General features: G+C 60.5%; 7 protein-coding genes. 6 read left to right on the top strand and 1 reads right to left on the bottom strand.

Annotated features, from left to right (window positions below):
• Positions 1-156 precede the first annotated feature (156 nt).
• The 4 genes from AB4P97_RS09965 (at position 157) to AB4P97_RS09950 (ending at position 7,643) form a co-directional block, all read left to right on the top strand.
• A complete protein-coding gene (locus AB4P97_RS09965; RefSeq protein WP_395602576.1) occupies positions 157-3,243 on the top strand; it encodes an autotransporter domain-containing protein in 3,087 nt (1,028 codons plus the stop codon).
• A 25-nt stretch (positions 3,244-3,268) separates the two neighbouring features.
• A complete protein-coding gene (locus AB4P97_RS09960; protein ID WP_395602575.1) occupies positions 3,269-4,957 on the top strand; it encodes a polyurethanase in 1,689 nt (562 codons plus the stop codon).
• Between the two features lie 199 nt (positions 4,958-5,156).
• Positions 5,157-7,010 carry a polyurethanase gene (locus AB4P97_RS09955; protein ID WP_395602931.1) on the top strand — a complete coding sequence of 618 codons (1,854 nt, stop codon included), beginning with the start codon at positions 5,157-5,159 and terminating at the stop codon, positions 7,008-7,010.
• Between the two features lie 258 nt (positions 7,011-7,268).
• Entirely contained in the window at positions 7,269-7,643 is a 375-nt protein-coding gene (locus tag AB4P97_RS09950) for a hypothetical protein (RefSeq protein ID WP_395602574.1), read from the top strand.
• Positions 7,644-7,754: 111 nt separating this feature from the next.
• Here AB4P97_RS09950 and AB4P97_RS09945 read toward each other — a convergent pair whose 3' ends face one another.
• Positions 7,755-7,979 (bottom strand): YgdI/YgdR family lipoprotein, encoded by a 225-nt coding sequence (locus AB4P97_RS09945; RefSeq protein WP_042562092.1) that lies wholly within the window; start codon positions 7,977-7,979, stop codon positions 7,755-7,757.
• 194 nt (positions 7,980-8,173) lie between these two features.
• Here AB4P97_RS09945 and AB4P97_RS09940 point away from each other — a divergent pair, with 194 nt between their 5' ends.
• Both AB4P97_RS09940 and AB4P97_RS09935 read left to right on the top strand, forming a co-directional pair.
• Positions 8,174-9,826: a VRR-NUC domain-containing protein gene (locus AB4P97_RS09940; protein WP_395602573.1), complete on the top strand. Its 1,653-nt coding sequence runs from the start codon at positions 8,174-8,176 to the stop codon at positions 9,824-9,826.
• Positions 9,823-12,141 carry an ATP-dependent DNA helicase gene (locus tag AB4P97_RS09935; protein ID WP_395602572.1) on the top strand — a complete coding sequence of 773 codons (2,319 nt, stop codon included), beginning with the start codon at positions 9,823-9,825 and terminating at the stop codon, positions 12,139-12,141. The genes AB4P97_RS09940 and AB4P97_RS09935 overlap by 4 nt, the downstream gene beginning before the upstream one ends.
• The last annotated feature ends 1 nt before the right edge of the window (position 12,142 follow it).

Here is a 12,142-nt window from a genome sequence, read left to right as displayed (position 1 = left end):
GTAGGAGCTGCCGCAGGCTCGGGCCGCGATCGGACGATCTTTTGACTTTGATTTTTATAAGCAAGATCAAAAGATCGCAGCCTGCGGCAGCTCCTACAGGGGGCGCTAGCTGAACATAGACGGATTTTTCGTAACACAACTAAGGAAGGTCGCAGGATGAAAAACAATAAAACCCCCGCGCAAACGGGTGGCTGCTTTGCCCTGAAAACGTTGACTGGCGCGGTGTTGTGCGCACTCGCCACCTGGGGCACGGCACACGCCGCGCCCTATGTGGAAAACGGTCGCACGGGCGATGTCGCCAGTTGGCGCAGTGCCGAATTCAAGGCTGACTGGGGCCTGGGCGCAATCGGGGCCGAACACGCCTACGCCGCTGGTTACACCGGTAAAGGGGTAAAACTGGGGATCTTCGATCAGCCGGTGTACGCCGCACACCCGGAGTTTTCCGGCAGTAATAAAGTCGTCACTCTGGTCACCAGTGGCATCCGCGAATACACCGACCCGTATATCCCTGTCAAAGCCGGGGATGCGTTCCGTTATGATGGTTCGCCCTCGGTCGGTTCCGACGGCAAACTCGGTGCGCACGGCACCCACGTCGGCGGCATTGCGGCTGGCAGTCGTGACGGCGGGCCGATGCATGGCGTCGCGTTCGGCGCACAAATCATCAGTGCCGACAACGGCGACCCCGGCCCTGAAGACGGCATCGTCCGCGGTAACGACGGCGCCGTGTACAAGGCCGGCTGGGATGCGCTGATCGCCAGTGGTGCGCGGATCATCAACAACAGCTGGGGCATTGGCATCACCGATCGCTTCGACCTCGGTGGCCGCGATCCGGCGTATCCGCACTTCACCGTCAACGACGCACAGGTGCAATTCAACGAAATCCGCACGCTGCTCGGCACCAAACCCGGCGGCGCCTACGACGGTGCGATTGCCGCGGCACGCAGCGGCATCGTGACGATTTTCGCCGCCGGTAACGACTACAACCTGAACAACCCGGATGCCATCGCCGGCCTCGGTTACTTCGTCCCGGACATCGCGCCGAGCTGGATCACCGTCGCCGCGTTACAGCAGAATCCGGACCTGACCAGCGCCAATCCTTACATCATGAGTACGTTCTCATCGCGTTGCGGCTACACCGCAAGCTTCTGCGTTTCGGCGCCCGGCACGAAGATCTTCAGTGCGATCATCGAGGGCACCAACGCCGACAATCTGACCACCGCCTACAAAAACTACAACGGCACCTCGATGGCCGCACCGCATGTGGCCGGCTCGATGGCCGTGCTGATGGAGCGCTTCCCGTACATGTCCGGCGATCAGGTCGCCAGCGTGTTGCGCACAACCGCGACCGACCTCGGCGCGCCGGGCATCGACGCGTTGTATGGCTGGGGCATGATCAACCTGCGCAAAGGCATTGATGGCCCGGCGATGTTCGTCACCGAGCAGGACATTCCGAGCGAGTTCCGCATCGACGGCGCTTACGGCTCCGGCCAGTTTGTCGCGGATTTGCCGGGCATCGGCGCGATCATCGACCAGGGCAAGCCCACCGAGCGCGTGTGCAACGACATCACCTGTGGCCTCGATACCTGGCGCAACGACATTTCCGGCCATGGCGGTCTGACCAAGCAGGGTATCGGCACACTGGTGCTGACCGGCAACAACAGCTACAGCGGCCCGACCCTGGTCAATCAGGGCCGACTCGCTATCAACGGCTCGCTGGCCTCTGCGGTCACGGTGAATGACGGCGGCATCCTCGGCGGCAATGGCCGGATCGGCGCGTTGTCGGTGAACAGTGGCGGTACAGTGGCGCCGGGCAATTCGATCGGCACAATGAATGTCGCCGGTGACGTGAACTTCGCGTCGGGCTCGACCTACGCGGTGGAACTCTCGCCGACCAGCAGTGACCAGATCATCGCCACCGGTAAAGCCGTGATTGAAGGCGCCACAGTGACCATGGCGCTGGAAAACAGCCCGACACTGCTGACCACGGGCGAAGTGAAAAGCCTGCTCGGCACGCAGTACAACATCCTGCAAGCGGCGGGCGGTATCGAAGGACGCTTCGGCCAGGTATTGCCGGATTACGCGTTTCTTGGCGGGACGCTCGCTTACTCGGCGAACGGCATTCAACTGGCGGTGGGGCGTAATGACGCTTCGTTCGCCAGCGTGGGTCTGACGCCGAACCAGCGCGCCGTGGGTGCCGCTGCCGAGCGCCTGGGCGCGGGCAATGCGCTGTTCGAAACCCTGCTGGTGTCACCGACTGCCGCCGTAGCGCAGCAAGCGTTCCAACAGTTGTCCGGAGAAATTCACCCGGCCATCGGCACGATGCTGATCAACGACAGCCGTTACCTGCGCGATGCCGTCGGCGAACGTCTGCGCGAACGTGATCTGTTCGACGCCGCAGCGCCGACGGATGACCGCAGCAACGCTTGGGTCAAGGTGCTGGGCGCGTGGGGCAAGAGCGATGGCGGGCATGAAAATGCCGATTCCAACAGCTCCATCGGTGGCTTGCTGGCCGGCGTTGACGGCTTGATTGCTGAAGATACTCGTCTGGGTTTCGTTACCGGTTATAGCGACAGTTCACTGAGCATGGGCAGCGGCACGCATTCGTCGGCATCCGTCGACAGCTACCACTTGGGCGCGTACCTGGGGCATGAAATCGACGCACTGCGTCTGACCGTGGGCGGCGCTTATAGCTGGCACCGTATCGACGTGAAACGTGATCTGCAATTCGCTGATGTCAGCGGCAAGCAGAAAGTCAAACGCGATGCGAGCACCGCGCAATTGTTCACTGAAGCGGCGTATGACCTGGGCTTGCAACCGATGAACCTGGAGCCGTTCGCCAACCTGGCTTACGTGCACCTCAACAGCGACAGCTTCACCGAGAAGGGTGACGCCGCGGCGCTGAAGGGCGGTGAAGACAATCGCGAGGCGGTGCTGTCGACCCTCGGCGTTCGTGCCAAGCGCACGTTTGCCTTGTCCGACAAGCATCAGCTGGAACTGGGCGCGACCCTGGGCTGGCAGCACAACCTGAGCAGCGTCGATGCTGAAAACCATTTGGCGTTCGCCAATGGCAACAGCGCGTTCAACGTGCAGAGCGTGTCGCTGGATCGTGATGCTGCGGTGGTCGGGGTGCGCGCCGGTCTGGCGCTCAACCGCGATGTGCGGGTTAACCTGGATTACAACGGGCTGATCGGCTCGAACGAGAAAGACCACGGCGTAGGTCTGACGCTCGACTGGCAGTTCTGATTTCAAGGAAGAGAGAGCACAACACATGGGACTGTTTGATTACAAAAATGCCGATGGCAAAGCGTTGTACAGCGATGCCATCGCTCTGACGCTGTATGCCTACACCCCGACCGGCAAGCCATTGCCGGCCGGGGGGTGGGCACCGGTTACAGCGACGGCGCTGGGCTATCAAGGCAAGGTCGGGCCGCAAGGCACGTTTTTCGGCGAGAAGGACGGCTTCACCAGCGCCGAGGCCGAAGTGCTCGGCAAGTACGACGCGGCCGGCAAGCTGATCGGCATCGGTATTGCGTTTCGTGGCACCGGGGGGCTGGGTTACAGCGACACCTTCGGCGACATGAAAAACAATCTGCTGGCCGCCATCGGGCCTTCGGACTACGCCAATCAATACGCGAAAAATGCCTTCGATAACTTGCTCAAGGCTGTCGCGGCGTTCTCCATCGCCCATGGCATTGGCGCCAAGGACGTGTTGATCAGCGGCCACAGCCTCGGCGGGCTCGGGGTCAACAGCGTGGCCGAACTGAGCGCCGGCAACTGGGGCGGGTTCTTCAAGGACGCCAACTACATCGCCTTCGCCTCGCCGAGCCAGAGCAGCACTGGCAACAACGTGCTGAACATCGGTTACGAGAACGATCCGGTGTTCCGCGTGCTCGATGGCACCACGTTCAGCAGCGCATCGATGGGCAAGCACGACAAGCCGCACGAATCGACCACTGACAACATCGTCAACTTCACCGACAACTATGCGTCGACCGCGCAGAACCTGGTGCCTTTAAGCATCGTCAATCCGATGAACTGGTCGGCCCACGGTTCCCTGGGGTATGCCGACGGCTTGAATCGGGTGATCGATTCGAAGTTCTACGGCCTGACCCACAAGGACTCGACGATCATCGTCTCCAACCTTGAGGAGTCGTCCCGGGGTAAAACCTGGGTCGAGGATCTGGGCCGCAGTGGCGAGCCGCACACCGGCAGCACCTTCATCATCGGCACCCAGAGCAACGACTGGCTCAAGGGCGGGGCGGGTAACGACTTTCTTGAGGGCCTGGGCGGTGATGATCGTTTTCGCGATGACGGCGGCTTCAACATCCTGCTCGGCGGCCAGGGCCACAACACCTTCGAGCTGCAGAAGCCGTTGCAAAACTTCAGCTTCGCCAACGACGGTGACGGCACGCTGTATGTGCGCGACGCCTACGGCGGCATCAGCATGACCCGCGACATTGGCGCGCTGGTGAGCAAGGAGTCGGGGTCGTGGTGGGGCAGCAAGGAGATCACCTGGGGCGTCACGGCCAAGGGTTTGACCAATGGCAGCGAGCTGACCCAGTACAACCATTCGCTTAGCGGCGATGGCTACGGCAACGCGCTGCACGCCACGGCCGAGGGTGACTGGCTGTTTGGCCTGGGTGGCGACGACACGCTGATCAGCGACAAGGGTCATGTGACCTTCGTCGGTGGCGGGGGGAACGATGTGATGAGCGCGGTGGGTGGCAACAATACCTTCCTGTTCAGCGGCGCGTTCGGTTTCGATGCCATCAATGGTTATCAGGGCAGCGACAAACTGCTGTTCATGGGGGTCGAAGGCGCGGGGCAGGGTTACGACTACAAGCAGCATGCGTCGCAGGCAGGCGGCGATACCGTGCTGAAGATTGGCGAGTTTGCCGTGACGCTGGTTGGGGTAGGAATGGCTAACCTGTCGGACGCAAGTTTCGTCTTCGCCTAGGTCCAAATGTGGGAGCGAGCCTGCTCGCGAAAGCGGTGTGTCAGCAATACAAATGTTGACTGACACTGCTTCTTCGCGAGCAGGCTCGCTCCCACAGTAAAAGCAGCAAGTAGTTTTGAAATACTCCGCGGCGTTCCGCGAGGGGCGCCCCGGCTGTGAGCTATCTCTGACAATTCCAACAAAAAGAGAGGCAATGGCAATGGGTGTGTATGACTACAAAAACTTCGGTACAGCCGATTCCAAGGCGTTGTTCAGTGACGCCATGGCCATCACGCTGTATTCCTATCACAACCTCGATAACGGCTTTGCCAGCGGTTATCAGCACAACGGTTTCGGCCTCGGCCTGCCGGCCACGCTGGTGACCGCGCTGATTGGCGGCACCGATTCGCAAGGTGTCATCCCCGGTATCCCGTGGAATCCCGATTCAGAAAAACTTGCCCTCGAAGCGGTGCAAAAGGCCGGTTGGACGCCGATCACCGCCTCGCAATTGGGCTACGACGGCAAGACTGACGCGCGCGGAACCTTCTTTGGCGAGAAGGCCGGTTACACCAGTGCCCAGGTGGAAATCCTCGGAAAGTACGACGCCCAAGGCCATCTCACTGAACTGGGCATTGCCTTTCGCGGCACCAGCGGCCCGCGAGAAAACCTGATCCTCGACTCCATCGGCGACGTTATCAACGACCTGCTGGCGGCCTTCGGCCCCAAGGACTACGCGAAGAATTACGTCGGTGAAGCCTTCGGCAATCTGCTCAATGACGTGGTCGCGTTCGCCACGGCAAACGGCCTTAGCGGCAAAGACGTGCTGGTCAGCGGTCACAGCCTCGGTGGATTGGCCGTCAACAGCATGGCGGACTTGAGCGGCAGCAAGTGGGGTGGCTTCTTCAGTGACTCCAACTACATCGCCTATGCCTCGCCAACCCAGAGCAGCACCGACAAGGTGCTCAACGTTGGCTACGAAAATGACCCGGTGTTCCGCGCGCTCGATGGCTCGACCTTCACCGGCGCTTCGATTGGCGTACACGATGCGCCCAAGGAATCAGCCACCGACAACATCGTCAGCTTCAACGATCACTACGCCTCTAACGCCTGGAATGTGCTGCCGTATTCGATCCTGAATATTCCAGTCTGGATCTCGCACTTGCCGACTGCGTATGGCGAGGGCATGAACCGGGTGATCGAGTCGAAGTTCTACGACCTGACCAGCAAGGACTCGACGATCATCGTCGCCAACCTGTCGGACCCGGCGCGGGCCAACACCTGGGTGCAGGACCTCAACCGCAACGCCGAAACCCACAAGGGCAGCACGTTCATCATCGGCAGCGACGGCAACGACCTGATCCAGGGCGGCAGTGGTCATGACTACCTCGAAGGTCGCGCCGGTAACGACACCTTTCGTGATGGCGGCGGCTACAACGTCATCCTCGGCGGGCAGGGCAGTAACACTCTCGACTTGCAGAAATCGGTAAACACCTTCGATTTCGCCAATGACGGTGCGGGCAATCTATACATCCGCGATGGCAATGGCGGGATCAGCATTACCCGCGACATCGGCAGCATCGTCACCAAGGAGCCGGGCTTTCTCTGGGGGCTATTCAAGGACGATGTGACCCACAGCGTCACGGCCAGCGGTTTGAAGGCTGGCAGCAATGTGACGGCGTACGAATCCAGTGTGAAGGGCACCCACGGCGCCGATACGCTCAAGGCGCATGCCAGCGGTGAGTGGTTGTTCGGGCTCGATGGCAACGATCATCTGATTGGCGGCGCGGGCAACGACGTGTTTGTCGGTGGCACGGGCAATGACCTGATGACGTCGGGTGGCGGGGCGGACACGTTCCTGTTCAACGGCGCGTTCGGACAGGATCGGGTGGTGGGGTTTACCGCCAACGACAAACTGGTGTTTCTTGGGGTGCAGGGTGTTTTGCCGAGTGATGACTTCCGTGCTCATGCTTCAACGGTGGGGCAGGATACGGTGCTGTCGTTTGGTAATGACTCGGTGACGTTGGTGGGGGTGTCGCTGAACAGCCTGAGTGGCGATGGCATTGTGATCGCCTGATGTTGATGAGGCGTCTGTAAGGACGCTTTCGCGAGCAGGCTCGCTCCCACTGCGGATTTGCGTCGAACACAAAATATGTGGCCGACCAGTAACCGTGTGGGAGCGAGCATGCTCGCGAAGAACGATAACGCGGTATCAGAAGTGACTCGATGGCCATTACCTGACTCTCAACCTGTGCAGAACAGGAAAAGCGGCCTAAAGCCAGCACGTGCGCACACGTTCTATAGCTAGCCGCCACTGAGCACAGGAGATTCAAACGTGAAAGGTTTCAAAGGGTATGTCGGGATTGTGGGATTGGCGCTGCTATCGGCCAACGCCTGGGCCGATCTGCCTCAAAGCTCGATTCTGAGCCGTTACGGCATCACCACCGATGAATTGCCGAGCCCGGCGAAAACCGAAGTGGTAGAGCCGGTCGAAGAGAAAAGCCGCTTTCAGATCCAGCCCGAACAGCCATTCGTGACCATTCGCCTGGGTGACGGCAAACAGCCGCAGACCACCGGCAACCTGAGTATTGACCGCATGGCTCAGCAGGATCAGGAACGTTGCCAGCGTTTGCAGGGCGAACTGGCCCGGCGTGGTGGGCAATATTTGCGTTGCGACGACACCATCCCCGGCATGACCGTGGATCAATAACACCGCGAATCCCCTGTAGGAGCTGCCGGAGGCTGCGATCTTTTGATCTTGATCTTAAAAAAAGATCAAAAGATCGCAGCCTTCGGCAGCTCCTACACAGGTCGTGTTTCGTCAGTCTTCTTCGCGCACGGTAGCCACTTCAGCGGCGCGTACTTTCACCTTGGCGCCGGAAATGTCCTCGAACTCATAGAAGCCGTCCTCGGTTTCGGTCTTCGGCATGTCCTTGGTCAAATACTGGGTGCCGTTTTGCAGGGTGACCACGGTCGGGCTTGCGCAGCCGGCCAGTGTCAGCAAGGTCGCTACCGCGAGGGGGATGCCCAGAGTCTTGATTTTCATACCCATCTCTAATTCCTTAATCCATGTGATTCCGAACGATGTCGGTGTTCTAACGCGGTTGGTGCCATTCAACCAGAAAAAGTTCGATAGGCCGGCGAAAAAATGCCATTGATCCTTTTCCGTTTGCGCCGGGCGGGGCAGAGCTGGTATCTGTACGCATAACCAGTATTCGCTCCCCGTGGCCCAGAATTCCCGTGACTGCCAATCCACTCGACGATCCGTTCTATTACCTCAACAACTTCCGGCAAGTGCTTGAATGGCTTGAGCTTCGCTATGCCGATGTGATGTGTGAAGCAGAGCATGCGTTCATGCGTGACTTCAAGGCGTTGCCGCGTGCTTCGCAGGGTTTGCTGGTGCGGTTGGTGATGCGCAAGGGTGCACATTTTCGTGCCGGCAAACTCAACTACCCGGAAATCGGTGACATCGGCCAAGCGGCGCATCCGCTGCTGGAGCAGGGCTGGATCGACGAGCATGCAGCGCTGGCGATCACAGAGCTGTTCGACGTACTGCTCAAAGCCGAAATCCTGCAAGCCTTCGGCGCTTTCATCGAACAACCCAAGGGGCGCAAGGACGATTGGCTGCCAGCATTGGCCGAGCAGTTCACTGATCCGCGCACGCTGCGTGACTGGGCGCCGGCGCTGCAGGATCGCCTGTTCAGCCTGACCATCATGGACCTGTGCGACCGCTTGCGATTGATGTTCTTCGGCAACCTGTATCAGGACTGGTCGGAGTTCGTGCTGGCCGACCTTGGCATCTTCACCTATGAAAAAGTCGAGTTCTGCGCCGATTCCCGTGGTTTGCGCAGCCGTGAAGACGTCGATGCCTGCCTGTTTCTGCACCAATGCCAACTGCGTTTCGAGGCGGGTGAGCCGCTGGAAACCATTGTTGAACAGGTCAGCGCCTTGCATTTCGACAACCCGTGGCTGGAGCGTCGACGCGCCAAGGTGTTGTTTCAGATCGGCCAGTATTGCGAGCGCATCAGCGAGTTTGCCCTGGCCCTGGACATTTACCGGACGTGCGCCTATCCCGGCGCACGATTGCGCATGATTCGGGTCTTGGAGCGTTGTGGCGAATACGGCTTGGCGCTGGAACTCGGCACGCTGGCCGAACAGGCGCCGCAAAGCGCCACCGAACAGCAAGGCCTGCAACGCATCCTGCCCCGCCTGCGGCGCAAACTCGGCGGCCCGCCGTTGAAACGGCTGGCGCCGCGACCGGTGGAGCGTCTCGATCTGCATTTGCCGCGCATCGATCCGGCGCGGTCTGTGGAGTTTCATGTGCAGGCGCATCTGCACGACGACGAGGGCCCGGTGCATTACGTGGAAAACAGCCTGATCAACTCGTTGTTCGGTCTGTTGTGCTGGCCGGCGATTTTCGCGCCGCTGCCGGGGGCGTTCTTTCACCCATTCCAGCGCGGCCCGGTTGATCTGCTCAACGAAGACTTTCAGCAACGCCGCGCCGAGCTGTTTCAGGCCTGTCTCACCGAGCTGGACGACGGTCGTTATGCCGATACCATCCGCCAGCGATTCGTCGCCAAGTGGGGTGTGCAGTCGCCGTTCGTGTTCTGGGGCGCGTTGAATGAAACGCTGCTGGAGCAAGCACTGGCCTGTTTGCCCGCGGCTCACCTCAAACACTGGTTCAGCCGCTTGCTGCTCGACATCAAGGCCAACCGCGCCGGGATGCCCGACCTCATCCAGTTCTGGCCGCAGCACAAAACCTACCGGATGATCGAAGTCAAAGGCCCGGGTGACCGCTTGCAGGACAACCAGTTGCGTTGGCTGGAGTTCTGCCATGAACATCAGATGCCAGTGGCCGTGTGTTACGTGCAATGGGCGGAGCAGAGCGCTTGAGCTACAGCATTGCGGTGCGGGCGCTGTGCGAGTTCACCGCCAAGACTGGCGATCTCGACTTGCGCTTCACGCCCTCACCGACGGCACTCGAAGGCATTGCCGGCCATCGCACGGTGGCCTCGCGGCGCAGTGACAACTACCAGAGCGAAGTGGCGCTGGAAGGCACGTTCCGCCAACTGAAGGTCAAGGGCAGGGCGGATGGCTACGATCCGGCGCAGAACTGCCTGGAGGAAGTCAAAACCTACCGGGGCGACCTGAGCAAGCAACCGGCCAATCATCGGCAGTTGCACTGGGCGCAGGCGAAGGTCTATGGCTGGCTGATGTGTCGCAAACTTGATCTTGCGCAGATCAACGTGGCGCTGGTGTATTTCGACATCGTCAGCGAGAAGGAAACCTGTCTGGTCGAAGCATTCAGCGTCGAGGCCTTGCAGGTTTTTTTCGAGCAGCAATGCAGCCTGTTTCTGTACTGGGCCGAACAGGAAATGGCCCACCGCGAGGCGCGCAATCTGGCCGCGCAGCAACTGGCCTTTCCCCACGCAGACTTCCGTCCCGGTCAACGCCATCTGGCCGAATCGGTGTTCAAGGCGATCAGCACCGGTCGCTGTCTGATGGCGCAGGCCCCGACCGGGATCGGCAAAACCCTCGGCACGCTGTTTCCAATGCTCAAGGCTCTGGCGCCGCAGCAACTGGACAAGGTGTTCTTCCTCACCGCCAAGACACCCGGGCGCAAACTGGCGCTGGACGCCAGCCAGGTGTTGTTCGACCAATCGCCAACCTTGCCGTTGCGCGTATTGGAGATGGTCGCGCGGGACAAAGCCTGCGAACACCCGGACAAGGCATGCCACGGCGAATCCTGCCCGTTGGCCCAAGGCTTTTATGATCGCTTGCCCGCTGCCCGTGAAGCGGCCAGTCGCATCAACCTGCTCGATCAAGCCGCGATGCGTGAAGTCGCCGCGCAGCATACGGTGTGTCCGTATTACCTGAGTCAGGAGATGGCGCGCTGGGCTGACGTGTTGGTCGCCGACTACAACTATTACTTCGATTTCAGCGCATTGCTGTTCGGCCTGGCGCAGCTCAATCAGTGGAAAGTCGCCGTGCTGGCAGACGAGGCACACAACCTCGTCGAGCGCGGCCGGCAGATGTACAGCGCCAGTCTCGATCAGGCCACGCTGGGCAGTGTGCGCAAAACCGCACCCGCACCGCTGAAGAATTCGCTGCAACGAGTCAATCGCGAATGGAACGCGCTGCATGCGCCGCAACTGGCGGCTTATCAGGCTTACGACAAAGCCCCGGAAAAGCTCTTGCAGGCGATTTCCCTGTGTTGCGCAGCGATTGGCGATTACCTCAATGACCATCCGCAAGGTCTCGACAGCGGTTTGCAGAACTTCTATTTCGACTTGCTGCAATTTGGCCGGGTGGCGGAGCTGTACGACGAGCATTACCTGTTCGACATCAGCAAGCGCGACCTCGACCGCAAACGTCCGCTGTCGCAACTGTGTTTGCGCAATGTGGTCCCGGCGGCGTTCATCGGTCCGCGTCTGAAGGCTGCGCGCAGCAGCGTGCTGTTTTCCGCGACCCTGAGCCCGCGCAACTATTACGCCGACTTGCTCGGTACGCCCGCCGACACCGTGTGTATCGACGTCGAATCGCCGTTCAGCGCCGAGCAGTTGCAGGTGCAGATCGTCAGTCGCATCTCGACGCGCTTCAACCATCGCCAGGCATCGCTTGAGCCGATCGTCGAGCTGATCGCCCGCCAGTTCAGCGAACGGCCGGGCAACTACCTGGCGTTCTTCAGCAGTTTCGATTACCTGCAACAAGTGGCAACTTTGCTGGCCGAACGGCACCCGCACATCACCCTTTGGCAGCAATCGCGGGGCATGGTCGAAGGGGCGCGACAGGCGTTTCTCGACCAGTTCACCGCCGACAGCCAGGGCGTCGGCTTTGCGGTGCTGGGCGGTGCGTTTGGTGAAGGCATCGATTTGCCAGGCGCACGCTTGATCGGCGCATTCATCGCCACCCTTGGGCTGGCGCAGCTCAACCCGGTCAATGAACAACTGAAACGGCGCATGGCGGCGATCTTTGGCGCCGGCTACGACTACACCTATCTCTATCCCGGCGTGCAGAAAGTGGTGCAGGCCGCCGGCCGGGTGATTCGCACACGCGAAGATCGCGGGGTTGTGATGCTGATCGACGACCGCTTTGCCGAGAGCCGCGTCCAGCAACTGCTGCCGCGCTGGTGGGCGATCAATAATGAGGCGCCGGCTTCCCAATTCCCCGGATTGCCGCATACTTCCGCTCATGACAACGGCTGGTGAG

The organism is Pseudomonas sp. A1230 (assembly GCF_044218825.1).
Classification (GTDB): domain Bacteria; phylum Pseudomonadota; class Gammaproteobacteria; order Pseudomonadales; family Pseudomonadaceae; genus Aquipseudomonas; species Aquipseudomonas iridis.
The sequence above is the reverse complement of the archived record's forward strand: the minus strand, read 5'-3'. Positions and strand labels throughout refer to the sequence as shown.

Bases quoted from the DNA above. Each gene is read 5' to 3' on its own strand.
- AB4P97_RS09960 (WP_395602575.1), top strand. From the start codon at position 3,269: ATGGGACTGTTTGATTACAAAAATGCCGATGGCAAAGCGTTGTACAGC.
- AB4P97_RS09945 (WP_042562092.1), bottom strand. From the start codon at position 7,979: ATGAAAATCAAGACTCTGGGCATCCCCCTCGCGGTAGCGACCTTGCTG.
- AB4P97_RS09955 (WP_395602931.1), top strand. From the start codon at position 5,157: ATGGGTGTGTATGACTACAAAAACTTCGGTACAGCCGATTCCAAGGCG.
- AB4P97_RS09965 (WP_395602576.1), top strand. From the start codon at position 157: ATGAAAAACAATAAAACCCCCGCGCAAACGGGTGGCTGCTTTGCCCTG.